General features: G+C 42.2%; 23 protein-coding genes and 1 riboswitch. Of the genes, 2 read left to right on the forward strand and 21 right to left on the reverse strand.

What is annotated here, in order from left to right:
• Window positions 1–4: 4 nt before the first annotated feature.
• The 5 genes from RDV49_RS07030 to RDV49_RS07050 form a co-directional block, all read right to left on the reverse strand.
• Window positions 5–1270, reverse strand: coding sequence for a F390 synthetase-related protein (locus tag RDV49_RS07030; RefSeq protein WP_003007297.1), 1266 nt, complete (start codon window positions 1268–1270; stop codon window positions 5–7).
• Window positions 1236–2063, reverse strand: a complete 828-nt coding sequence (locus tag RDV49_RS07035) for an MBL fold metallo-hydrolase (protein WP_003007296.1) — start codon at window positions 2061–2063, stop codon at window positions 1236–1238. The genes RDV49_RS07030 and RDV49_RS07035 overlap by 35 nt, the downstream gene beginning before the upstream one ends.
• Window positions 2038–3015: an NAD-dependent epimerase/dehydratase family protein gene (locus tag RDV49_RS07040; protein WP_003007294.1), complete on the reverse strand. Its 978-nt coding sequence runs from the start codon at window positions 3013–3015 to the stop codon at window positions 2038–2040. The genes RDV49_RS07035 and RDV49_RS07040 overlap by 26 nt, the downstream gene beginning before the upstream one ends.
• Window positions 3012–4289 (reverse strand): glycosyltransferase, encoded by a 1278-nt coding sequence (locus RDV49_RS07045; protein ID WP_155124890.1) that lies wholly within the window; start codon window positions 4287–4289, stop codon window positions 3012–3014. The genes RDV49_RS07040 and RDV49_RS07045 overlap by 4 nt, the downstream gene beginning before the upstream one ends.
• A 239-nt stretch (window positions 4290–4528) precedes the next feature.
• Window positions 4529–5227: a GntR family transcriptional regulator gene (locus tag RDV49_RS07050; RefSeq protein WP_003007291.1), complete on the reverse strand. Its 699-nt coding sequence runs from the start codon at window positions 5225–5227 to the stop codon at window positions 4529–4531.
• Between the two features lie 128 nt (window positions 5228–5355).
• On the opposite strand from RDV49_RS07050, the gene guaA reads away from it, so the two are divergent.
• On the forward strand, window positions 5356–6921 hold the full coding sequence (guaA, locus tag RDV49_RS07055) for a glutamine-hydrolyzing GMP synthase (RefSeq protein ID WP_223141901.1): 1566 nt from the start codon (window positions 5356–5358) through the stop codon (window positions 6919–6921).
• 224 nt (window positions 6922–7145) lie between these two features.
• Here the strand turns inward: guaA and RDV49_RS07060 are convergent, their stop codons facing one another.
• The 9 genes from RDV49_RS07060 to RDV49_RS07100 form a co-directional block, all read right to left on the reverse strand.
• Complete coding sequence (locus RDV49_RS07060) at window positions 7146–8156, reverse strand: DUF1002 domain-containing protein (protein WP_003007286.1); 1011 nt, start codon at window positions 8154–8156, stop codon at window positions 7146–7148.
• Between the two features lie 238 nt (window positions 8157–8394).
• Window positions 8395–8997 (reverse strand): lysozyme family protein, encoded by a 603-nt coding sequence (locus RDV49_RS07065; RefSeq protein ID WP_003007284.1) that lies wholly within the window; start codon window positions 8995–8997, stop codon window positions 8395–8397.
• The gene (locus tag RDV49_RS07070; RefSeq protein WP_003007282.1) at window positions 8997–9971 is read right to left on the reverse strand and encodes a nucleoid-associated protein; all 975 of its coding nucleotides are present in this window, start codon (window positions 9969–9971) and stop codon (window positions 8997–8999) included. Before RDV49_RS07070 ends, RDV49_RS07065 begins: the two co-directional genes overlap by 1 nt.
• Window positions 9972–9979: 8 nt before the next feature.
• Window positions 9980–11236: a serine hydroxymethyltransferase gene (gene glyA, locus RDV49_RS07075; RefSeq protein WP_003007280.1), complete on the reverse strand. Its 1257-nt coding sequence runs from the start codon at window positions 11234–11236 to the stop codon at window positions 9980–9982.
• A 38-nt stretch (window positions 11237–11274) separates the two neighbouring features.
• On the reverse strand, window positions 11275–11886 hold the full coding sequence (locus tag RDV49_RS07080) for an L-threonylcarbamoyladenylate synthase (RefSeq protein ID WP_003007278.1): 612 nt from the start codon (window positions 11884–11886) through the stop codon (window positions 11275–11277).
• The gene (gene prmC, locus RDV49_RS07085) at window positions 11873–12709 is read right to left on the reverse strand and encodes a peptide chain release factor N(5)-glutamine methyltransferase (RefSeq protein WP_003007276.1); all 837 of its coding nucleotides are present in this window, start codon (window positions 12707–12709) and stop codon (window positions 11873–11875) included. Before prmC ends, RDV49_RS07080 begins: the two co-directional genes overlap by 14 nt.
• Window positions 12709–13788 (reverse strand): peptide chain release factor 1, encoded by a 1080-nt coding sequence (gene prfA / locus RDV49_RS07090; RefSeq protein ID WP_003007273.1) that lies wholly within the window; start codon window positions 13786–13788, stop codon window positions 12709–12711. The genes prmC and prfA overlap by 1 nt, the downstream gene beginning before the upstream one ends.
• Window positions 13789–13797: 9 nt before the next feature.
• The gene (locus RDV49_RS07095; protein ID WP_003007272.1) at window positions 13798–14277 is read right to left on the reverse strand and encodes a GNAT family N-acetyltransferase; all 480 of its coding nucleotides are present in this window, start codon (window positions 14275–14277) and stop codon (window positions 13798–13800) included.
• A 21-nt stretch (window positions 14278–14298) separates the two neighbouring features.
• The gene (locus RDV49_RS07100) at window positions 14299–14883 is read right to left on the reverse strand and encodes a thymidine kinase (RefSeq protein WP_003007269.1); all 585 of its coding nucleotides are present in this window, start codon (window positions 14881–14883) and stop codon (window positions 14299–14301) included.
• 114 nt (window positions 14884–14997) lie between these two features.
• Between RDV49_RS07100 and RDV49_RS07105 the strand changes: the two genes are divergently transcribed.
• Window positions 14998–15180 (forward strand): 4-oxalocrotonate tautomerase, encoded by a 183-nt coding sequence (locus RDV49_RS07105; protein ID WP_001117401.1) that lies wholly within the window; start codon window positions 14998–15000, stop codon window positions 15178–15180.
• 59 nt (window positions 15181–15239) lie between these two features.
• On the opposite strand, the gene ilvD is transcribed toward RDV49_RS07105, so the two are convergent.
• The 7 genes from ilvD to RDV49_RS07140 form a co-directional block, all read right to left on the reverse strand.
• Window positions 15240–16958 carry a dihydroxy-acid dehydratase gene (gene ilvD / locus RDV49_RS07110; protein WP_003007268.1) on the reverse strand — a complete coding sequence of 573 codons (1719 nt, stop codon included), beginning with the start codon at window positions 16956–16958 and terminating at the stop codon, window positions 15240–15242.
• Window positions 16959–17084: 126 nt separating this feature from the next.
• Window positions 17085–18428 (reverse strand): MATE family efflux transporter, encoded by a 1344-nt coding sequence (locus tag RDV49_RS07115; RefSeq protein ID WP_037607892.1) that lies wholly within the window; start codon window positions 18426–18428, stop codon window positions 17085–17087.
• A gap of 110 nt (window positions 18429–18538) precedes the next feature.
• A complete protein-coding gene (locus tag RDV49_RS07120) occupies window positions 18539–19801 on the reverse strand; it encodes a nucleobase:cation symporter-2 family protein (protein ID WP_003001507.1) in 1263 nt (420 codons plus the stop codon).
• Entirely contained in the window at window positions 19801–20382 is a 582-nt protein-coding gene (locus tag RDV49_RS07125; RefSeq protein ID WP_003001484.1) for a xanthine phosphoribosyltransferase, read from the reverse strand. Before RDV49_RS07125 ends, RDV49_RS07120 begins: the two co-directional genes overlap by 1 nt.
• A 91-nt stretch (window positions 20383–20473) precedes the next feature.
• Window positions 20474–20569: riboswitch (purine riboswitch) on the reverse strand.
• Window positions 20559–21542: a GMP reductase gene (guaC, locus tag RDV49_RS07130; protein WP_037607889.1), complete on the reverse strand. Its 984-nt coding sequence runs from the start codon at window positions 21540–21542 to the stop codon at window positions 20559–20561. (Overlaps the previous riboswitch by 11 nt.)
• Before the next feature lie 182 nt (window positions 21543–21724).
• Complete coding sequence (locus RDV49_RS07135) at window positions 21725–22450, reverse strand: alpha/beta fold hydrolase (protein WP_003007262.1); 726 nt, start codon at window positions 22448–22450, stop codon at window positions 21725–21727.
• Window positions 22451–22482: 32 nt separating this feature from the next.
• Window positions 22483–23406 (reverse strand): hypothetical protein, encoded by a 924-nt coding sequence (locus tag RDV49_RS07140; RefSeq protein ID WP_003007260.1) that lies wholly within the window; start codon window positions 23404–23406, stop codon window positions 22483–22485.
• Window positions 23407–23460 lie beyond the last annotated feature (54 nt).

Consider the following 23460-nt stretch of genomic DNA (forward strand, 5'->3'; position numbering starts at 1 on the left):
CCTTTTATTGAAGTCGTTGAACACGTTTTAATTTACGTGTTGGGTCCCATTGGTAATCGATAAATTGAATACTTGGGAGAATGAATTGTTTCTGCTGAGCTAAGAGTTCGAATTGAGCAAAGATCGCTTGCTCCATAGACTCTGTCCGGTGACTCAAGGCAATGGTAATGGATCCATCTGCCAACTGAGTTACTTGATAGTCCTGAATATTTTCGACAAAGAGAATGCACCGTCGAATAAAATCCGGATAGATCATCTGGCTACTGCCATCTTCTTTTTTGAAATAGAAGATATCGTCCGATCGTCCTTCGATCTTTGCGATTCGAGTAAAGACGGAACCACAAGGGCAAGGAGACTTTTCTTCCACCAAAATATCATTGAGGCGGTAGCGATAGATAGGTTGACTGGTTCGTTTGAAATCCGTAATAATCGGATAAAAGCGGCTATCATCAAGATACTCTTTTTCGACATACAAAATATCTTCGTTGAGATGTAGATTGCCTTCTGAACAGGTACAAGCTAAAAATCCCTCTGTCGCTTGGTAGACCTGATCAACCTTGTCTAGTTGAAAAGCTTTGGCGATGGTCTGAGCATCTCGATCTTCTAGAATCTCTGCGACAGAAACAACCTTGACAGGTTGGATCGCAAGTTGCTGATTGCTGACATAGTTAGCTAACTCAATCAAGGTCGAAGCTGGTGCGACTACAATGGTTGGTTGATAGTCTTTGAGACGCTCTAAATGCTCCTTGCTATCCTTGAAAATATCAAAATATTCCAAGCGAATCAGGCCTGAATTAATGGTTTGATAGAGTTCATTGTCCGCTCGTAAGAAAAAGGCAATGCGATGACCAAAGAGTTTTCCTTTTGGCAGCATCTTGGCTAAGATCGCTGCGGCCCACATACTTCTTTCTTTTTCTGTGGTGACAAAAACTCCTCGGTGGCCGGAGGTTCCAGAAGACAAGCCTACTGCTACCTCTCCATTCATCTCGGTAAAATTTCGCGTTTGTTCTCCGCGAATCGCCATCTCTAAAGCCTGATCTCGATCCAGCCCTAGGGTATTGAGTTCATTGAAATGTGACATCATGAAGGTTTTATCCATGGTCCCAAAGGATTCGGGAGAACGGGTTTGAAAATAGGGAGATTGAGAAGTGATAAAAGCATGGTAGCGTGCCAATTGCTTATCTTGGTATCGCTTCAAGGCTTCTTTTGAACGGAATCGGTGGCACCATCTGGTTTCAATAAAGGTTTTCAGAAAGACTGTTTTTTTCATTTAAAATCCTTTCAATCCGATCTTGTGGGTCGTGGCTGACCACAACTTGAATGCCATCTTGCAAGAGTGTTTCCAGCAAATCAGCTCCTTTTAAATAAGCCTTCTTATCATCCTGAACCAAGGAAGGAATGAGACGCATTTGCCGTGTGAAAGGCAAAAGGTCTACTCCCCAAGAAAGATCCGCTCCGATAAAGAGTTTGAGCTCATCCAGATAAAGACAACCTTGCCCTCTCGCATGTCCATCGATAGACGATACAAGAATGCTCCCATCACCAAAAAGATCCGCAGTCGGGCGATATGGGAAAGTAGGATGCCTTTGATCTGCTTTGAGACAAGTCACCCGATCTTTGAAATCAGCTGGCAAAAACTCTTTAAAAATCAGATCTTTAAATTTCGGTTTTTGGTACACCTCATAGACTTCCTGGGTAACAAAGAAATGAGCATTTGGAAAAAGTGCTGCTCCACCGAGATGATCAGGGTGCAAATGCGAAAGAATCACATAAGTAATTTCTGCCGGATCAATCCCACGCTCTCGCAATAAATAATCGATCTGGTCTTCTTTTTTCATTTGCATTGGTGTGGCTAGACGGTACCAGAAATACCGAGCTTTTTTCTTAATCTCGTAGTGATACCCGGTATCGTACAAAATATAACCTTTTTCACGATGATGAATCAAAAAGACACCTGCCGGAAATTGCATTTTTTCATTTGGAATTCCTTTAAATAAGAGACCAGAATGACTGCTACAATAGCCTGCTGGAAAATAATCAATGCGCTTGATCATGTTGGACATAGTTGTCAATCCCTTCTTCAATAGTCATTTTTGGATAGTAGCCAAGTTCGGTTTGGGCCTTTTGAATATCGAGGGTTTGGCTATATCGAAGGAGATAATAGGTATAGCGAGTCAATGGAGGTTCAGTTTTCAGATGGAATAATCGATACACTCCTTCAAGGCTATAGGCCGCACCTGCTACAAGACCTGCCGGAATTTTCCGATAGCGAATCGGCTCTCCCAATCCCTTTAGTGTGGTTTCGATCAAATACTTAAAGGTCTTTGGTTCCCCATTTGTAATATTATAAACCTGCCCGTGTGCTTCTTTTGCTTCCAGAGCCAAGCGAATGGCTAGGGCAACATTTTCCACACAGGTCATATCCATGAGCTGCTCTCCTCCTCGAATCAAAGGAATTCCAATTTTTCGACTGAGGCGTAAGACACGAGGCAAAATGCTGGTATCCCCCACACCAAATAATCCTCTAGGACGCAAGATGATACTTGGCACATCCGGATAGTCAGAAAAAAGTTTTTCAGACGCCAATTTACTTCGGATGTAATTGTTGAGGTGATTTTCTTTTGGAGCATCACTTTCCATGATGTTTAATTGATCTTTTCCAGCTGCGTAAATACTAGGAGAAGATACGTAAACCAAGCGTTTTACCGCATATTCACGGCACAATTCAAGGACATTTTTAGTGCCAACTACATTCGCCTGATAGAAGGCCTTCCAAGGCCCCCAGGCAGTGGATAAAGCTCCAGCGTGAACCACAGCATCAACAGACTGAAAGGCTTGTCTTACTTCCTCTATAGAGCTCAAATCCCCTTTCACAAATTGGACGCGCTCATTTTCCAGGGCCTTTCCAATCATTTCATTTCGGCCAAAAGCTACAATGGAATAGTCGTGATCTAATAACTCTTCGATCACGTATTTTCCAAGGAAGCCAGTCGCACCTGTTACAAGAATTTTCATAGTTTCCCATCCGTTCCACGTCTTAATAATCGTTGAATCTCAAACTCCAAGGTATCCAACGGCTTGTAGGTTTTTGAAAGTTTGTTTAGTCTTTCTAACTTTTCCCAAGATTCTTTTTCTAATAGAGCCTTAAAACCTGCTTGAATCTCTTCGGTGCGATTGCGATGTGCTTGAAAAGCAATTCCTGCTTCTACTCCTCGAATCGCATAGTCAAATTGGTCATAATCATGTGGCAAGATCAAGGCTGGTTTTTTAAATTCGATACACTGATAAAAGATTCCAGCTCCTCCATGGTGAATGACATAGTCCATCTGCGGAATATATTCTTTGTAGGGTAGATAAGAGACAACCGTCACATTTGGCGCTACTTCTTCTTCAGAGAATTCCTTTGCCCCATCTCCAAGAGTGACAAAAAAGTGACATTCTGGATGCTCTTTGGCCAACTGCTTGGTTTGTTCTAGCAAATTCTCCTTCGCCCAAGGCAACTGGGTTCCACATGTCACGAGTACCTTCGTCTTGTCCTCGTAAGGACTGAGATCTAAAGGATAATCTTCAGCTTTTTCAAGAGAAGTTCCCAAAGGGCCAAGCCACGCATATTGATGAGGGAAGTGTGTCTTCAACTCTAGCTCCATCATCCCAATTCCAAAGATGGCATAAGGAGAGTAGATGGTCTCCACTCCATTTTGATTGTACAACTTGAAATTGTAACGTTTTAAGCGTTTGCGTAAGAGGAAAGCCCCACAGTATTTTCCAATGCGCGTGAGTTTACGGCATAGTGCTTGAATCTTCTCTTCCTTCTTCGTACGCGCGACTCCCATCCCTCCGAAGAAGCAAGGAGGACCATAAGGAGTTTCGATTGCAAATTGTGTTGCCATGGTGGTAATCCAAGGAATTTCTAACTCTTCTGCCACAAAGCCTGCTGATAGAGTGATAAAGTCAGCAATGACAATATCTGGACGGTTGACACGCCACTCCTCTAGCAATTGATCCGATACATGATTAATCAAATCAAGACTCCTGGACAATTGCCGATAAGCTGAAAAGAGATTGTGTTTTTTATCGTTATTAGCCACACGTTCAAATTCTTCTACTTTGTCCTCTAGAATCGGAACGACCGTGAAGCCGAGACTTTCTGCGACGGCTTTTTTCTGAGGACCCGTGAAAACTCGGATTTCCATAGTTGGATCATCTAATAAGGGTTTAACGAGATTTAAAGTTGGGTACAGATGCCCACTCAAGGGAACAGCTACCACATCGATTTTAATTTTTTTCATTTTTTCCTGCCTTATATCTTTTTTTAGATCTAAAACTAGTTTCTATCTATTAATTCGTAAAAAAAATCAAAAATTGAAGAAAAAATAAAATTTTTTTTAAAAATTTTTAAAAATTTTCAATGTTGCCTTTACTATCACTATTTAGAAAGAATGATTTCAACCTAAAAAAGCTCCCAAATGCCAAAGAGAGTGAGCCTCTCACACATTTGAAGAGTTTTCTATTTTTACGATTTGCGAGCTTAGTTATTTTCTAAATAAAATTCGAACCGCTCGCCGACATACTGACTTTTTACATACTCAAAAGCCGTCCCATCTTCAAAATAGGAAACCTGTGTCAGACCTAAAATAGCCTGCCCTTTTGAAATCTGTAAGTACTCCGCAATCTTATCCTTGGCCAATCGCGCATAGATGGTCTGGTGCGACTTTCCAATCTTATAGCCATGACGCTCCAAGGTTTGGAAGAAATGGCTGGTAACCTCTTCACGATTGAAATTCTTAATAAATTTCTCTGGAATAGAGGCCACTTCATAAACAACAGGGATCCCATCGGCATACCGGACCCGCTCCATCCGAATGATGGTTTCTGTCTTATCAATGCCCAATTTGTCCACTTCTTGGAGGCTAGGAATGGTTTTACGGTAAGAAATCACTTGGCTAGAAGGTTCCTTGCCTTGCGATTTCATAATTTCTGTAAAACTGGTTGTGCCTCGCATTTTTTCTTGGACGCGCGTGCTAGTGATAAATGTGCCACTTCCTACTCGTCTTTCAAGCACTCCTTCTTCAACCAGAAGGGTAATGGCCTGACGAAGCGTCATCCGACTCACTTGAAATTTCTCAGCTAGATCGCGTTCGCTGGGAAGACGCTCCCCGATTTTCCATATTTTTTGATCAATCTCAGACTTAATCTGATCATGAATTTGAATGTAAGCTGGAATCATAACCTTGCTCTTTCTCTGTGTTATCTCTATTGTAGCGTAAAATTCCTAATTCTTCAATCAGAGATTGGTAAAGACAAGGCTTTTGTGTTAGAATAGAGGAAAGTAAATTTCTTTAAGAAGGGGATAAGATGACAAACCTATCAACTGATTTGCATGATGTTGAAAAAATCATCGTGCTTGACTACGGTAGCCAATACAATCAGCTTATTTCACGTCGGATTCGTGAAATTGGAGTCTTCTCAGAGTTGAAGAGCCACAAGATTTCTGCTGATGAAGTTCGTGCAATCAATCCAGTTGGGATCGTTCTTTCAGGTGGACCAAACTCTGTATACGAGGAAGGTTCTTTTGATATCGATCCTGAAATTTTTGAACTCGGTATTCCAATCCTTGGAATCTGTTACGGGATGCAATTGTTAACCCATAAATTGGGTGGGAAGGTCGTTCCTGCAGGTGATGCTGGTAACCGCGAATATGGTCAATCTGAACTGACTTTGACAGAATCTTCTGCTCTTTTTGCCGGCACACCAGACAAACAATTGGTCTTGATGAGCCACGGGGATGCTGTTACAGAAATTCCGGCTGACTTTATCCGCACTGGTACTTCTGCTGACTGTCCATTTGCATCGATTGAAAATCCAGACAAGAAAATCTACGGAATCCAATTCCACCCTGAGGTTCGTCACTCTGTTCACGGTTATGACATCTTGCGTAACTTTGCCTTGAACATCTGTGGGGCTAAAGGTGACTGGACCATGGACAACTTCATTGACATGCAGATCAAAAAAATCCGTGAAACCGTCGGAGACAAACGTGTCCTTCTTGGTCTTTCAGGTGGTGTTGACTCTTCCGTTGTTGGGGTTCTCCTTCAAAAAGCCATCGGCGATCAATTGATCTGTATCTTTGTAGACCACGGTCTTCTTCGTAAAGGCGAAGCTAATCAAGTGATGGATATGCTTGGTGGTAAGTTTGGTTTGAACATCGTTAAAGCAGATGCTGCAAAACGTTTCCTTGATAAGTTAGCTGGTGTATCTGATCCTGAGAAAAAACGGAAGATCATCGGTAACGAGTTTGTTTATGTCTTTGATGACGAAGCAAGTAAGCTCAAAGATGTGAAATTCTTGGCACAAGGAACTCTCTACACTGACGTGATCGAGTCTGGTACGGATACTGCTCAAACCATCAAGTCTCACCACAACGTTGGTGGACTTCCAGAAGATATGCAGTTTGAACTGATCGAGCCACTGAACACTCTTTATAAAGATGAAGTTCGTGCGCTTGGTACTGAGCTTGGTATGCCAGACCACATCGTATGGCGCCAACCATTCCCAGGACCAGGTCTTGCCATCCGTGTTATGGGAGAAATCACTGAAGAAAAACTCGAAACCGTTCGTGAATCAGACGCTATCCTTCGTGAAGAAATCGCCAAAGCTGGTCTTGACCGTGATATCTGGCAATACTTCACTGTCAACACAGGCGTTCGTTCCGTGGGTGTTATGGGTGACGGTCGTACGTATGACTACACAATCGCCATCCGTGCTATCACTTCTATCGATGGAATGACAGCTGACTTCGCTAAGATTCCTTGGGAAGTCCTCCAAAAAATCTCAGTTCGTATCGTAAACGAAGTTGACCACGTTAACCGCATCGTCTACGATATCACAAGTAAACCACCTGCAACTGTAGAGTGGGAATAAAAAAAAGGTCCGGGGGACCTTTTTTTCACGAGCTTAAAATTAGTCAAGCGAGTCTAAGGTCCGGGGGACCTTTTTTTCACGAGCTAAGAAATAGAAAAGCGAGTTAAAGGTCCATTGGACCTTTTTTTATGAGCTTAACATAAAATTTTTTATTAAGTATAAAAATAGGAAATCACACACAAAAAGCACTCTGACTTCTTGTCAGGAGTGCTTTCCTGCTATTTTTAGCCAAATAAACCACTAAAGAATTTGACAACGGCATTCCAGATGGCTCCGAAGAAGCCAGCAATGGCATTCCACGCATTTGTGAAGAAGTTTCCACTGTCTTTTAGAATAGCATTTGTATCAAAATTGAGATTGATATTATTAAAGGTATCGCCTGCCTTGTCTACGATACTATCTTTCAGATCCGACAAGGTCTTCGTAAAGCTTTTGCTACTGATGACACTACTCTTTGAGAGGTTGACTGCGAAATTCACGATCAAATTAATCTGATCACCTGTTACAGTTGTGTCCAGCTTATAATTTTTCAGGGTTTCTTCGACGATCTTTCGAATATCATCTTTGCTTAAATCCTGATTGTTCTGTTTGGCATTGGCTACTGCGGTTTTAATGTCGGTCAATGCTACGTTTAACTTATCCGCATCGAAGTTTTTCTTACCAGCGTTTTCTTCATTGATCCCGGATAGAGTCTTTAACTCTTCTTGGGCCAGATCTTTGCTTTCTTGAGAAACTTTGGCACCATTTTTCTCAAGCGAGTAATAGATCCCAGCCAAGGCACTTTCTCCGGTCACTTGGATAGGGGAAGCTACTGTAATTTGAGCATGCTCCAATCCAAGTGTAACGGCTGCATTACGATACATATCTGCAGTGACCTTGGTGATATTTTGAGGTGTCACGATATTCACTTCTAGTGGCTTATTTTTGCCTAATTTTTGAATTTTAACAGAGGAATAAAGTTCCAAACTATCATCGTTGGCAACGTTCATAATCGAAGAATAAACCTCTGGTGTCATGGTCTTCCACTCTTCTTTATCTTTTGAACTATCGTAGTTCAAGAGATTCAAGGTTTGTTCAATTTGACTTTGGTCCAGCGAATAGCCCAAAACATAGTCTGGTTTGACATAGGTTTCATCGATGACTTTCTGCACATTGCTATCTGCAGAAACACGTGGGACAGCTGTAAACAAAGCCAAAGTCGTCGTTACAAACAATGCAATCTTCTTTAATTTCATCTTTTTCTTCTTTCTAATTCAAATTACCTCTGGGTATCTCATATTACCTTTCTTACCTCACTAGAGATGAAAAAAGAAGTAAATAAAGAGTTTACCCACTTCGATTTTCATTATACAGTTGATTTCTTAAAACTAGCTTACAGTTTTTTTAAGAATGCATGACATTTTTATTTTCCCTAAAAACCGGAGGCAGAACTGATCAGCTTAAAAAAGAGCCAATTGGCTCTCTGGAAAATGATTAAAACCATGAAAATAGCTTCATAATCGTCATATTGGTTTCTACTAAACGGGAATAATAAATATTGCCACCGTTTATGTATAGTTCCATCCCGTTTAAAAGAGAGATAGGGTGGAGGTAAAGATAAGTTTCACCGGTAACATTGCCAAGACTTGGCGCTACTACATCCCGTGAATAAGCGCGGGCCAACTCTAGGGAATTTGTCCCACCGTGTTTAGCCACATAATCAATGTAGTCTTTCCCGAAATTATAGGCTTGAACGGCTGTCCAGCTATCAACGCCTTTTTTCTTGGCTTCTTTTAACTCATCTGAAAGAGTCTGAATACCTTGGCGAATACTGGCCTTATTATCACTAATGGTATTGGTTTCACCACTTGCACTCTCACTTGCCTGCATGACATCGTCCTCTCGACCTTTGGTCTCAGTATAGATCATAGCAAGAATGAGGTTTTCATTGGCCGTGGTGTCCTCTTCAGCAAGGACTTCTCTAACCAGAGAGCGATACTGCATGACTTGTTTGACATCATGGTGGATCTGGATCCCCTTGTAGATTCCAAATATAAGTAAGATGAATAAGAAGATCTTCACTATGCGTTTAATCATTATTTACTCTGTATATCCTCAATGTTTTTGATCAGAATAGAATAGGTCCCGTTCTCGTTTAGAATAAATTCAACAGATTCTGCATCTTCATAGACATTATTCGGAACGATCAGTTCAATTCCATTTGACAATGACAATTTCTGATTTTCAAACTTCTTCAACTGGCGAGATGCATCAATTTCTTCAAAAGTGACAGGTTCAGGTACAGCTTCTTTGACTTGGTCAATAAAACTGAGGCGGGCTGTCAGATTGTCATCGAAGAGATCATCTGCTAATTTCTCTGGAGAGAGTTTATTTTCTTCCTCGATATGATTGAAAATAGCTGATTTAACCTTTGATTGAAATTGAAAATCATCTGTATTAAAGCTTTCCGCAATCTTCTGGGCTGTTTTTTCTAGAGCCTTGATCGATTTTTTAGGAGAAATCTTGGGTTGCGCCTGCAAGATATTCTCAGAAAAATAATTCAAGAAGGTCCCGTTATACTTGATCCGTTTTTCAATCAAGTGGTATTTGCGGCTTTGAAGATTAATGACCAAGGCCTCATCAGCACCAGTCCCAAAACCAGGTAGATTATTTTGCGTCAGCTTAATCGGATTATCCACTTCACCACCAAGATGCGTCAGGGTTTCCCGTAAGGCAATCCGTAGAAAGGCAAAATGGTCCACCCCTTCTTTTGAGAATTGAATGAACACCAAATCGTTGGTCTTTTGATTCTCAGAGACGACAAATTCTTCTTTCCAACGATTCGCTACTGCTACCGAAGTTTCTAATAGGTCATCTGAAATCATCTCAAGAAAAGGATTGTCCTCTTCGAAAATACCGGTTCTGGCTTCATCCGAGTAGACCCGTTCAATCTTCTTACGCAAGTATTCCTCGATTTTAGGCGTGATATTGAGCAATTTATCTGCCAGATAAAGATCGGTATCGTCGGGGCTAAATTGATGAATGATGGCTTTTTTTACGTAAATATCCATAAGATGGTTTAGTCCTCGTAAAGTGGAAAGGCGTCTGTCAAGGCTTTAACTTGGCTACGCACTTTGTCTAATACTTCTTGATTGTCCGCATTCTTCAGCGCTTTGATCATCAGTTCAGCAACGGTGCGACTTTCTTTTTCACCAAAACCACGAGCGGTGATGGCAGCTGCACCAATCCGAATCCCACTGGTCTTAAATGGAGACAAGGTTTCATAAGGAATAGAGTTCTTGTTGAGGGTGATATTGACTTCATCCAACAAGTTTTGCGCCACTTTCCCATTTTCAACGACTTTAGTGACGTCGACAAGGAAAAGGTGGTTCTCTGTTCCGCCTGAAATGACACGGAAATCAGGATCTTGCAAGAAGACATCAGCCATGGCCTGACTGTTCTTAATCACGTTAGCTGCATACTCTTTAAAGGCAGGATCCAGCGCTTCTTTAAAAGCGACAGCTTTGGCTGCAATGACATGCTCCAACGGTCCTCCTTGAATACCAGGGAAGATAGCTGAATTAATTTTCTTAGCTAACTCCTCATCATTAGTCAAGATCAGGCCTCCACGAGGGCCACGAAGGGTCTTGTGAGTAGTCGTAGTCGTGATATGGGCATAAGGAACTGGACTTGGATGGAGACCCGCTGCCACGAGACCAGCAATATGGGCCATGTCAACCATGAGCTTTGCTCCTACTGCATCCGCAATCTCACGGAATTTAGAGAAATCAATGATATGAGAGTAGGCTGAGGCACCAGCGACGATGAGTTTTGGCTTCACTTCTTGGGCTTGTTTTAGGATGGCATCAAAATCCAAGAGCTCTGTTTCAGGATCTACACTATAGGACACAAAGTTATAGGTTTGACCAGAGAAGCTCACAGAAGCTCCGTGCGTCAAATGCCCACCGGCAGCTAAATCCATCCCCATGACAGTATCACCAGGCTCAATCAAGGCCATATAGGCAGCACAGTTTGCCTGACTTCCTGAATGTGGTTGAACGTTGGCAAATTTAGCACCAAAGATTTCTTTGGCCCGTTCAATCGCGAGACTTTCGACCACATCGACCACATCTGTCCCGCCATAGTAACGACGGCCAGGATAGCCTTCGGCATACTTATTTGTCAGAATAGACCCTTGAGCAGCCATCACTGCCTTAGAGACAACATTTTCAGAAGCAATCAACTCAATATTGTTTTGTTGACGCTCTTCCTCTTTAGCGATCGCATTCCATAGGTCTGCATCATAAGCTTTGTAATCTTCTTTATCAAAAATCATCGGTCTACTCCTTTATAAAAAATTATTTATGTACATTATCACTGAGGAAGTTCATCTTCCTCAAAAGAAAGCTCTGGCACTTGTGCAAGCAAGTCAGCTTTCGTTATAGAACCTTGCCGCAAAATCCTGGCCTTGGAACCAGAGATATCCAAAATAGTTGAATCTTGTCCAGTCAAGAAGTCATCATCCTCTATACCAGGAACCACTTGATCAAACTCGCTTACAATAGCCTGATACTTTGTTCCACTTGCATGACCTGAAAGATTGGCTGAGGGACCAACCAAAGGACCGTATTTACGAATTAATTCCAATGTTTTTGGGTGAGCCGGAATACGGAAGCCAACCGTATCCAAGCCTGAATGAATCCAGCCAGGCACCTTTTCATTTGCCTGAAGAATAATAGTGAGAGGCCCTGGTAAAAATGAATCAATCAGTTTTGTTAAATAGCTAGGTTGATCTTTCGAATAAATTCGAACATCTTCTTCACCGGCTACATTTAAATTCAGAGCCTTTTCTCTAGGCCTACGTTTTAATTCGTAAATATAATCAACTGCCTCTTGGTCCAAAGCTTTAGCGAAAATACCATAGACTGTTTCAGTTGGCAGAATAACCGCACGGCCTGCTTCTAATTCTTTCTCAATGTGATCCATTGTCTACTACTACCATTCTATCTTGTCCAAATTGGTCTTTCAGAACTCGAACGCGTTTGTCAGGAAACGCTTCTTGAAAGAGCTCTTTTACTTTGGCTCCTTGCTTATAGCCAATTTCTAGATAGATCTTTCCGTCTGGTGTTAAAACACTTGGTGCTTGCTGGGCAATCTTTTCGTAGATGGCATATCCATCACGATCCGCAAAAAGAGCTAAGTGGGGTTCAGAGGCTAAAACATTGGCTCCAACCTCTTCTACATCATCCCGGGAGATATAGGGAGGGTTGGACACTATCAGGTCATAAGGACCTTCTAGTTCGTCCAGTACATCTGACGACTTGAATTCAAGGGCAGCTTCTAATTGCTTGGCATTTTCTTGAGCTAGGGCTAATGCCTCTTCTGAGACATCACTAGCTTGAACCTGCCAGGTAGGTCTAGCAAGGGCTAAGCTAATAGCGATAGCACCACTTCCTGTACCAATATCCAGAACTCGTAAGGCTTTCTCATCGTTTTCTTCGAGAATTAGAGCCACCAACTCCTCTGTTTCTGGGCGTGGAATCAGCACGCGCTCATCCACTGTAAAAACATGGCCACAGAATTCTGCACTACCAATAATATACTGGGCAGGGACGTGATGTTTCAACTGCTCAAAGATGGATAGAAGCAAGGCCTGATCCTCTACTTCCACTTCTTTTTGCAAGGCAAGGACAAAGTCTGTAAAAGTCCAGTTTTTTAAAGCACGATACGCGAAGGAGAGGCTTTCTGCTTCCTCTCCAACGGCTATTAATTCTTCTTCATACTGGGCTAATAATGGTCCCAACAACATTATTTGTTCAACTCTTCTAGTTTTTGTGTTTGATCATACAAGACCAAAGCATCGACCACTTCATCTAATTTACCAGATAAGATGGTATCCAGTTTTTGAAGGGTCAAGCCAATCCGGTGATCGGTCACACGGTTTTGAGGGAAGTTGTAAGTCCGGATCCGCTCTGAACGATCACCAGTACCGATGGTTGACTTCCGTTCAGCGTCTTGCTCGTCTTGGGCAATCTGAGCAAAGTGGTCAGCCACACGCGCACGGATGATCTTCATGGCTTTTTCGCGGTTCTTTTGTTGCGTCCGTTCTTCCTGCATCTCGACCTTGATATTGGTTGGCAAGTGAACGATACGAACGGCTGTTGCGACCTTATTGACGTTCTGTCCACCCGCACCAGATGCGTGGTAGATATCAATCCGAAGGTCTTTTGGATCAATGTCGTACTCGACTTCTTCGATTTCTGGCATGACCAGAACGGTTGCTGTAGAGGTATGGACACGACCTTGGCTTTCTGTCACAGGAACCCGTTGCACCCGGTGGGCACCAGATTCATACTTGAGTTTTGAATAAACAGATTGACCAGAGACCATGGCTACGACTTCTTTGATCCCACCAACGCCATTGTAGGAAGCTTCCATGACTTCAAAGCGCCAGCCTTGGCTTTCCGCGTATTTTTGGTACATTTGTAAGAGGTCGCCAGCAAACAATTGGGCTTCGTCTCCTCCTGCTGCTCCACGGATTTCCAAGATAATGTTCTTGTCATCGTTTGGATCTTTTGGAAGAAGTAAAATCTTCAGTTTTTCTTCGTACTCTTCTTTTTCAGCCTTAGCATCTTTTAACTCTTGCTTGGCCATTTCTTCCAAATCAGCGTCTCCGCCTGCTTCCTTGATCATTTCCTCAGCGTCAACAATGTTTTGAAGGACTTGCTTGTACTCACGGTAAGCTGTCACCGTGTCACGGGTGGAAGCTTCTTCTTTTGAAAGCTCCATAAAGCGTTTGGTATCAGAGACCACATCTGGGTCACTCAGTAATTCTCCTAACTCTTCGTATCGGTCTTCTACAGCTTGTAGTTGATCATAGATATTCATGTTTGCTCCTTAATTCTTGGTTGTTAGATCATAGATTGCTACAATTTCGTTTTCTATGACTTCGCCAGTTTCTTTAAATCCATAATGGAGATAGCAAGATCTCGCTTGATGATTTTCCGGTTCATAAGATAACCAAAGACTTGTTGCTTTTCCAGCTGGCTCTGTTCGAACAAAGTCAATGACTGCATCCATAGTCGGTTTAAAATAGCCTAAACCTTGAAATCGTTTATCGATCATAAAACGAAATAACAAGTAATTCCCCTTGCTAATCCCAATTTTCTGGTCATAGGCAATCATAACAAAACCAACTAATACTTCCTTATCATAAACTGCTAAGGGAGCTATAAAATCACCATTTTTATCATATACATAGGCTTCAGCTAAGCTAATGGAATTGGATGCAATAAAATTCCTTTGGTTTGGATGAACTTCTAGATTTAAAACGTCAAAATAATTCTCTATTGTAATATCTTTTAAACAAATAGACATTATTATCCTCTCTAAAACGTTCTAGACGCTTTCAGTTGGTATGTCTGGATTAAAATAATGTTTGCGGCAAACGGAGATATAGGTCTCGTGTCCACCGATCTGGATCTGCTCTCCATCATAGACAGGTTTACCCGCTTGGGTACGCAAGACCATGGTCGCCTTGCGGGAACAGTATTGGCAGATGGTTTTGATCTCCTCGATCTTGTCGGCTAACAAGAGGAGGTGTTTGGAACCTTCAAAGAGTTCATTTCGGAAATCATTTTTGAGGCCAAAAGCCATGACCGGCACATCCAGTTCATCAACGACTCTTGCCAAGTCATAGACATGGTGGCGTTTCAAAAATTGAGCTTCATCGATTAACACACAGTAAGGTTTGATTGTTTGGTTTTTAATAAAGCCAAAGATATCCGTATCGTCTTCAATTGCAACGGCTTCTCGTTTCATACCGATCCGACTAGAAACCACTCCTACTCCATCTCGTGTATCGATTGCCGAGGTCATGATAACGACGCTCTTGCCTTGCTCTTCATAATTATGGGCCACCTTCAAGATCTCAATGGTTTTCCCCGAGTTCATGGTCCCATATTTATAATATAATTGTGCCATTTTCCTTCTGTTCTCTCTAAAATGTGTTTCATTATCATTTTACCATAATTTTGCTAAGCTTTGTATCTCAAAATGTGATAAAATAGTCCTATAAAAAATTTAGGAGGTGGCCATATGCCATTTGTACGAATTGACCTATTTGAAGGACGCACCTTGGAACAAAAGAAAGCCTTGGCCAAGGAAGTAACCGAAGCTGTTGTCCGCAATACTGGTGCTCCTCAGTCAGCTGTTCACGTCATCATTAACGATATGCCTGAAGGAACCTACTTCCCTCAAGGTGAAATGCGCACCAAATAATGGTTCCACTAAAAAAGCCTTTCTTGCTTGTGATATCACATAGCAGGAAAGGTTTTTTCTTATTTTTCTTGGGCTTGACGTTCTGCTTTCCGTTCTTCGAATTCTTCGTCACTCATCAAGGTTCCGCCGACATTGGCTGATTTGGCAAAGGCTGTATAGCGACGTAACCAACCGCTGGAAATTTTTGATTTGAAAGGTTTCAAATGTTTGCGACGTTCAGCAAGAGTTGCATCATCGACAAGTAGATCAAGGGTACGATTTGGTAGGTCAATCACGATTTCATCCCCATCTTCAATTAAGGCGATATTCCCACCTTCTGCTGCTTCTGGAGAAACGTGACCAATAGCAATCCCACGAGTAGCTCCTGAGAAACGACCATCCGTAATCAGAGCCACATCTTTACCAAGACCGCGTCCGACAATCTTAGAAGTTGGTGCTAGCATCTCTGGCATACCAGGACCACCCTGAGGACCCTCGTAACGAATGACAATGACATGGCCCTTCTTGACAGTTCCATTGTCAATCAACTCAAGGGCTTGATCTTGTGAGTCGCAACAAATAGCTTTACCACGGAAAGTGGTCACAGATGGATCGACCCCACCGACCTTGATAACAGCTCCATCCTGAGCGATATTTCCATAGAGGATCGACAAACCACCTACAGGTGAAATCGGATGCTCGATTGGATGGATAATTTCTTCATTTTTGATTTCAGCACCAGCTACGTTTTCTTTCAAGGTTTTACCAGTAACTGTGATACGATCACCCTTAATGGCACCTTTTTTGATCAACTGATTGATAATGGCTGGTACACCACCAGCTTCATGCACATCATGCATAGTGTAAACACTTGAAGGGGCAATTTTAGAAAGATAAGGTGTCTTCTTGGCAATTTCGTTGATATCTTTGAGATCATAGTCAATCCCTGCTTCACGTGCAATAGCGAGTGTATGAAGCACAGTATTGGTAGAACCACCCATGGCCATATCGAGCGCAAAAGCATCGTCGATGGCTTCTTTGGTCACAATATCCCGTGGGCGGATATCCTTTTTAATATTCTCTACCAATTGTTTGGCTGCTTGACGAACCAATTCCCGGCGTTCATCTGAAACAGCTAGGATAGTACCATTTCCAGGAAGAGCAAGGCCTAATACTTCCATCAAACAGTTCATGGAGTTGGCAGTAAACATACCAGAGCAAGAGCCACAAGTTGGACAGGCATTTTTTTCCAAGAAATCCAGCTCATCCATGCTCATATCACCAGCTTGATAAGTACCTACAGCTTCAAACAAACTTGAGAGCGTCGCTTGATGCCCCGTCATGTCAACGCCACCCTTCATGGGTCCACCAGAACAAAATACGGCTGGTACATTGGTCCGCATAGCTGCCAAAATCATACCTGGTGTAATCTTATCACAGTTGGGAATATAGAAAACACCGTCAAACCAGTGGGCATTGATGACCGTTTCAGCAGCATCTGCGATCAACTCACGAGATGGCAAACTATAACGCATCCCGATATGGCCCATCGCAATCCCATCATCGACACCGATGGTATTAAATTCAAAAGGAATCCCACCAGCCTCGCGAATAGCTTCCTTGGCAACATCTGCTAATTCACGCAGGTGAACATGGCCTGGAACGATATCAATATAGGAGTTACAAATGGCAATAAAGGGCTTTTGCATATCCTTTGCTGATTTTACTTGCCCTGTTGCATAGAGGAGACCACGTGCTGGTGCTCGGTCGATCCCCATTTTGATCATATCACTTCTCATCTTGTTCTCCTTCTAGTTCTTCATTTCTACCTCCTAATCTTACCACTTTGACATCAATTGTCAAGAACTTTCAGAAAATTTATAATATTCACGGTACACAAAAAGCCTGGTTTCCCAGACTTCATTTTAGTTTGTTTGCTTTTTTTCAATCTGCCAGAGCCGAAGTTGGTAACAAATTCCACTCACGACAAGGCTAGAAATAAGGCCGATCCAATAAGCATAGGGACCGAGGTTGGTCACATGGTCAAGGAAAATCCCTAGTGGGATAGAGATACACCAATAACTAAAGACTCCTAATAAGAATGGAACGGTTGTATCCTTATAGCCCCGCAAAATCCCTTGTAGGGGTGCCGCAAAGGTATCGGCTACTTGGAAAAAGAGGCTATAGGTCATGAAAATAGCTGTTTGTTGCACAAAGACTGGATCCTTGCCGTATAGCCCTGCTAGTTGGAAGCGGAATGTATAGAGAAAGACCAGGGTGACAATGGCAAAGCCAAAGGCTGTCAGTCGTCCCAAACGGCAATATTGTTTGACCACTTCTGGTCTTCCTGCTCCCAGTTCGAAAGAAACGATAATCGCCATAGTACTGGAGATACTAACTGGGAAAGCATACATCAGGGTAGAAAAATTCATGGCCGATTGGTGGCTCGCAATGGTCAGTGATGGGAATTTTGCCATTAACAAACCAACCAGCGAGAAGATGATGACTTCTGCAAAAACAATTCCACCAATTGGAAGCCCAAGGCGCAGTACTTCTTTCATCCCTTTAAAATCATAAGGTTGAGGCTTCCACAATTGGAAAGGTGCTACCTTGGGGTGTTTGCACAAGATCAAAACCGCAATGGCCAACAAGACCCAGTAGGCCAGAGAGGTTCCAAGACCTGCTCCTGCTCCTCCCATCTCAGGAAAACCAAATGCTCCATAGATCAGGATATAGTTAAAACAAGCATTGAGAGGCAAAAGCAAGAGCATCAAGTACATGGATAGACGCGTCATGCCCAAGGTATCGAGGAAGGTCCGCACGATACTAAAGAGCAACAAAGGTAAGATTCCTAGAGAAAGGAAATATAAGTAGCGAATGGCTATTTGCGCAACAACGTTTTCTAAGCCGATCTGCTTGAGAATCATGGGTGCAATCCCCCAAACAAAGCCTATTAAGAGAATGGCCATACCAAATGACAGATAGAGGAATTGGTAAAAATCGCCAGCAATACGTTCTTTATTTCCCTTTCCTAAATGATGCCCAACAATCGGTGTCAGCGCAGAGACAATCCCTGTCAGAAAAGTAAAAAATGGATTCCACAGACTGGTAGCTGTAGAAACACCAGCCAAATCAAGGGTCCGGTACTGACCGGTCATGGCTGTATCGACAAAGCTGGCCGAATAATTGGCCAATTGATAGATTAAAATCGGCAAAAATAGACTCAAAAACAAGCGCAAGCGCTCTTTAAAGTGATAGGTTACATACATGATTCTAACTCTCTTCTCATCAAATAAGATTTTCTCCTCTTCCACTCTACTATATGTTTCTTTAAAAGTCAAAAAAACCGAAGATCCAAGGACCTCCGGTTCATGTGAGATTAGTTTTTGTTGCGGTTTAAAATAGCATTGAGAACGATCGCCAAGACACTGGCAACGACAATTCCGTTCGCAAAGAACATTTGGAATCCTGTTGGAAGGCCATTGAAGAGGGTGCTGTTGTTCAAACCAACCCCTGCAGCAATCGATACAGCAGCGATCAAGAAATTGTGCTCATTGTGTTCAAAATCAACACGCGCAAGAATCTGCATCCCTTGAATCGATACAAAACCAAACATGACTAGCATCGCTCCCCCAAGAACTGGACTTGGAATGATTTGTGCCAAAGCTCCAAACTTAGGAAGGAGACCTAGAAGTACAAGGAAACCAGCCGCATAGTAGATTGGAAGACGAGTCTTGATACCAGATAATTTCACCAAGCCAACGTTTTGTGAGAATCCAGTGTAAGGGAAGGTGTTGAAGATACCACCGAGGAGAACGGCCAACCCTTCAGCGCGGTACCCATTGCGAAGGCGCGTGCTATTAATTGGATCTTTGGTAATATCAGAAAGAGCGAGATAGACACCTGTTGATTCCACCATAGAAACTGTTGCGATGATACACATCATTAAGATGGAGGTGATTTCAAACTTAGGAGCTCCAAAGAAGAAAGGTGTTGGAACGTGAACGACTGGTGCTTGCGTCACAGGTGTGAAGTCTACCAAGCCCATAGAAGCCGCAATGGCAGTACCTACGATCAAACCAATCAAAATTGAAATGGATTTAATAAAACCAGTCGTATAGATATTAACGACTAAAATGATGAGAATGGTCACCACAGCCAAAATCAAGCTTTGAACGGTTGGTTTTGGCGCATTATTTCCCATATTTCCAATCGCTACTGGAATCAAAGTCAAACCAATGGTGGTAATAACGGATCCCGTTACAATAGATGGGAAGAGATTGGCAATCTTAGAGAAGAAACCAGAGACAAGGATGACATAAATCCCTGAGACAATCAAGGCACCAAACATGGCACCACTACCATGGCTAGCCCCGATCATGCTGAGAGGTGCCACAGACTGGAAGGCAACCCCAAGGACTACCGGAAGACCGATCCCAAAGTATTTATTGAGCTGCACTTGAAGGAAAGTCGCAACCCCACACATGAAGATATCTGTAGAGATGAGGTAGGTTAGTTGATGAGCATTATAGCCCAAAGCTCCTGCGATCATGATCGGCACCAAAATAGATCCCGAATACATGGCCAAAAGGTGTTGCAAGCCTAGAATGGCCGCCTGTGAATGGCTTTCTTGTTTTTGCATTAGATGTCTGCCTCCTTGAATACAACCTGACCATTTTCAAAACGGTCCAAACGTGCGAGGGATACAACTGGATATCCCAACTCTTCTAACAATCCCCGTCCATCTTGGAAGGATTTTTCAATCACGATCCCAATCGCTTCGACTTGAGCCCCGGCTTGTTCGATGATTTGAATCAATCCTTTGGCTGCTTGACCATTTGCAAGGAAATCGTCAATGATCAAAACCTTATCTGATGGATCCAAGAATTTACCCGCAATCGAAACGGTGCTGGTCACTTGCTTGGTAAAGGAATAAACCTCAGCCGTCAAGATACCCTCATTCATCGTGATGTTTTTCGCCTTCTTAGCAAAGATCATGGGAACATCCAAGGCTTCGGCTACATAAAGGGCCGGTGCGATTCCAGATGCTTCAATGGTCACGACTTTCGTCACACCAGCATCTTTGAACCGGTCCGCAAAGGTCTGACCAATTTCTTTCATCAATTTGAAATCCACTTGGTGGGTCAAAAAGGAATCCACCTTGAGGATATTCTCACCCAAAACATTGCCATCTTTTAAGATGCGCTCTTCAAGTAATTTCATACTTCCTCCTACTTTTTTAAAAAATCCTCTACTTCATTCACAAAACACAAAAAGGCCTGCTAAGCAAGCCTTGAAATCTCTCTAGAAAGAGAAATAATCCCGACTTACTTATTGTTAGGTGTTCCGGCACCTTGTAGAAACATCACGCCCATTCGTGAAATAAATAAGTAATTCAATTAGTGTGCATCGCCATTCCAGATAGAATTCTTAACGATCACATAGTCAACGTGTTTCAAATCTGCTAATTTTCGGCCTCCTGCATACGAGATCGAACTTTGCAAATCTTGTTCCATTTCTGTCAGGGTGTCTTGTAAATGACCCTTGGCAGGCAATAAAATCTTCTTCCCTTCGACGTTCTTATAAGCGCCTTTTTGGTACTCTGAAGCAGATCCATAGTACTCTTTGAAAGACTCTCCATCAATCTCTACTGTTTTACCAGGACTTTCAATATGTCCTGCAAAGAGAGAACCGATCATGACCATAGATGCCCCGAAACGAATCGATTTGGCAATATCACCATGAGTCCGAATACCACCATCCGCAATGATTGGCTTACGCGCTGCTTTTGAGCACCAGCGAAGAGCAGCCAATTGCCAACCACCTGTACCAAATCCAGTCTTCACTTTGGTGATACAAACCTTACCAGGGCCGATCCCGACCTTAGTCGCATCAGCTCCCGCATTTTCCAATTCACGAACAGCTTCAGGTGTTCCAACATTTCCAGCAATGACAAAGGTATCTGGCAATTCTTTCTTGATGTGTTGAATCATCCGAATGACACTATCCGCATGACCGTGTGCGATATCAATAGTGATGTACTCAGGCGCATCTGCCTTTAATTGACTCACAAAGTCGTATTCGTATTCCTTAACACCAACCGAAATGGAAGCGATCAAACCTTGATCATGCATGCGTTTGACAAAAGGAATCCGACCCGCTTCATCAAAACGGTGCATGATGTAGAAGTAACCACCACGCGCCAACTGCTCTGCTACATTCTCATCCAAGATTGTCTGCATATTGGCAGGAACGACTGGAAGCTTGAAGGTATGGTTTCCAAATTGAACGGTTGTATCTGCTTCTGACCGGCTATTGATGATACATTTGTTGGGAATCAACTGAATATCTTCATAGTCGAAAATAGGAAATTCATTTAACATAGATTGAAAAATCTCTTTTCTAAAAACTGACCTACCTATGCGCAAGCGCATCGCTACGTCTCTTGACGTTTCCTTGATAGATTATACCAAAGATACGGACCTAATGCAACGGGAATGATTTTATAGGAAACAATGTTCGGAAATTACAAGACAAAAACCCGTTTCAAAAAGAGAAACAGGTTTTATTTATGAACATTTTGGAGCCAATTGTTGACTTCTTTAGCGATGGTTTGAGGAGCCTCTGTATACAGTTCGTGCCCCAAACCTTCTAGCAAGACTTGCTTGATCTGAGGATCTAGTTGCTTCAGAGCTTCTTTTCTCCATTCAGGTTCTTCTTGGTACCGAGGTCCGATAAAGAGGACAGGTAGGTCCGCCAGTGGAATCTGGTAAGTCTTGATCTGACGCCGTAGACGCAATAAAGCCATGACCTTTTCGAGATCCAGATTTAATACATATTGTTCACTCGCTGGATTCCAACAATAGCTAGCCTCTACCGCTTTTCGCGCTATAGGAGTAGGATCTGCTCCATCACCAAGTTCGGATAACACAGCTTCTTCTAAAGTCGCAAAAACTTGCTGCTGCATGAAAGACGCCGTTCCTTCTAGTTCTTCTTCAAGAGACAGGATCTTTTCCATATCCAGATAACCCCCATCCAGGAGAATCAGAGCTCGAATCTGAGGAAACTCGGCAGCCAGATAACGAGCTAAATCTCCACCCAAGGAATGCCCCAATAAACAGATCTCTTCCGTCTGGCTGATCTGACCTTGAAACCAAGCACGAAGATCGTTTTCTGTCTGAATCATTTCCCTATAGGGATCTAGAAATGTCACAGGAAAGCCTAACTCTTCAATAAGTGGAGCCAGATGGTAGCTATTACCACCTAGGCCACCGATAAAATAAAACTGCATGTGTTTTGTCCTAACTGTTAAAATTCTAAAAACTATAAGTGATCTCGATGTGTTTCGTACCACTCCTTGTATTCCTGATACGTATTGATCGGAGTTTGCTCATTTGTCTTTGGATCTGTTGCAATAACATCTAGTTTATCCTGACCAACTGGCGCAAACCAATGGCGCATATCTTGGAAAATAGCTTCCGGATTATTGTATTCTCCTTGTCTAACTTCTACTCTAGCTAACCCTTTCATATCTTTATAGTAATTAGGGTATTCCTTTAGAAAATTTAGATTAGTATCCTTTCTACCGTCATCATCTTCATTATATGCTAAATAATAATAACTTATAAAACCATACTCAGTAGTTATATCGTCTAGATTGGTGTAAGAAAACGAAAAGGGGACCCATTTAGTTTCCGTCTTATCTTCAGAAAGTGCCTGCATAATCTTCTCACTTTCTAAATCTAAAGCAACTTCTTTCTTATCTTTATCGTTTTCCTTATTTACCAAAGAAAAAACCATATAATCTCTACCATTATCCGAATATCCTCTTCTTGCCTGAAAGTCCAGTTTGTATCTCTGATCATAGGTTTGTAAAAGTTTGACCACATCAATCTTTTTCGGTGGATTCTTCAAATGATTAAGATCATAGACATCAAATGATAATTCAACCGGCTGATTAGATCCTCTGCCTACAAATTTAGCATTCTTTGTAACAAAATGATTAGATAAAACATATGAACCATTAGGTCTACTTGTCTTATAAAAAACATAGCGATTCTGCGATCCAAAAGTTTCTATTCTTTCCACCTTTGTTTTAACAATCTGTACTTCATGGTCTTCCTTCCACTGAACATATTTAGGCCAGGCGTAGGAATAAACCGAGGAGGCAAAGAGAGCTAGCAAAATCAAACTCACAATCGCCTTAGTTCGAAAGCTGAGGGACTTTAGGTATTTCATACGATTCATATACTCCTATCTATTGTTAGTTATTAATCAATTCTCTAGTTTTTTACACAAACT

The sequence above is a fragment of the Streptococcus parasanguinis genome (genome assembly GCF_031582885.1).
Lineage (GTDB): Bacteria > Bacillota > Bacilli > Lactobacillales > Streptococcaceae > Streptococcus > Streptococcus parasanguinis_M.

Bases quoted from the DNA above. Each gene is read 5' to 3' on its own strand.
- RDV49_RS07050 (WP_003007291.1), bottom strand. From the start codon at position 5,227: ATGATTCCAGCTTACATTCAAATTCATGATCAGATTAAGTCTGAGATT.
- RDV49_RS07135 (WP_003007262.1), bottom strand. From the start codon at position 22,450: ATGCAGTTTTATTTTATCGGTGGCCTAGGTGGTAATAGCTACCATCTG.
- RDV49_RS07045 (WP_155124890.1), bottom strand. From the start codon at position 4,289: ATGAAAAAAATTAAAATCGATGTGGTAGCTGTTCCCTTGAGTGGGCAT.
- RDV49_RS07035 (WP_003007296.1), bottom strand. From the start codon at position 2,063: ATGTCCAACATGATCAAGCGCATTGATTATTTTCCAGCAGGCTATTGT.
- RDV49_RS07040 (WP_003007294.1), bottom strand. From the start codon at position 3,015: ATGAAAATTCTTGTAACAGGTGCGACTGGCTTCCTTGGAAAATACGTG.
- ilvD (WP_003007268.1), bottom strand. From the start codon at position 16,958: ATGAGAAGTGATATGATCAAAATGGGGATCGACCGAGCACCAGCACGT.
- RDV49_RS07125 (WP_003001484.1), bottom strand. From the start codon at position 20,382: ATGAAATTACTTGAAGAGCGCATCTTAAAAGATGGCAATGTTTTGGGT.
- prmC (WP_003007276.1), bottom strand. From the start codon at position 12,709: ATGTTGTTGGGACCATTATTAGCCCAGTATGAAGAAGAATTAATAGCC.
- RDV49_RS07095 (WP_003007272.1), bottom strand. From the start codon at position 14,277: ATGTCTATTTGTTTAAAAGATATTACAATAGAGAATTATTTTGACGTT.
- RDV49_RS07060 (WP_003007286.1), bottom strand. From the start codon at position 8,156: ATGAAATTAAAGAAGATTGCATTGTTTGTAACGACGACTTTGGCTTTG.
- RDV49_RS07140 (WP_003007260.1), bottom strand. From the start codon at position 23,406: ATGAATCGTATGAAATACCTAAAGTCCCTCAGCTTTCGAACTAAGGCG.
- RDV49_RS07105 (WP_001117401.1), top strand. From the start codon at position 14,998: ATGCCATTTGTACGAATTGACCTATTTGAAGGACGCACCTTGGAACAA.
- guaC (WP_037607889.1), bottom strand. From the start codon at position 21,542: ATGTTAAATGAATTTCCTATTTTCGACTATGAAGATATTCAGTTGATT.
- RDV49_RS07030 (WP_003007297.1), bottom strand. From the start codon at position 1,270: ATGAAAAAAACAGTCTTTCTGAAAACCTTTATTGAAACCAGATGGTGC.
- RDV49_RS07120 (WP_003001507.1), bottom strand. From the start codon at position 19,801: ATGCAAAAACAAGAAAGCCATTCACAGGCGGCCATTCTAGGCTTGCAA.
- prfA (WP_003007273.1), bottom strand. From the start codon at position 13,788: ATGAATATCTATGATCAACTACAAGCTGTAGAAGACCGATACGAAGAG.
- RDV49_RS07080 (WP_003007278.1), bottom strand. From the start codon at position 11,886: ATGGATCACATTGAGAAAGAATTAGAAGCAGGCCGTGCGGTTATTCTG.
- glyA (WP_003007280.1), bottom strand. From the start codon at position 11,236: ATGATTTTTGATAAAGAAGATTACAAAGCTTATGATGCAGACCTATGG.
- RDV49_RS07100 (WP_003007269.1), bottom strand. From the start codon at position 14,883: ATGGCACAATTATATTATAAATATGGGACCATGAACTCGGGGAAAACC.
- RDV49_RS07065 (WP_003007284.1), bottom strand. From the start codon at position 8,997: ATGATTAAACGCATAGTGAAGATCTTCTTATTCATCTTACTTATATTT.
- guaA (WP_223141901.1), top strand. From the start codon at position 5,356: ATGACAAACCTATCAACTGATTTGCATGATGTTGAAAAAATCATCGTG.
- RDV49_RS07115 (WP_037607892.1), bottom strand. From the start codon at position 18,428: ATGTATGTAACCTATCACTTTAAAGAGCGCTTGCGCTTGTTTTTGAGT.
- RDV49_RS07070 (WP_003007282.1), bottom strand. From the start codon at position 9,971: ATGGATATTTACGTAAAAAAAGCCATCATTCATCAATTTAGCCCCGAC.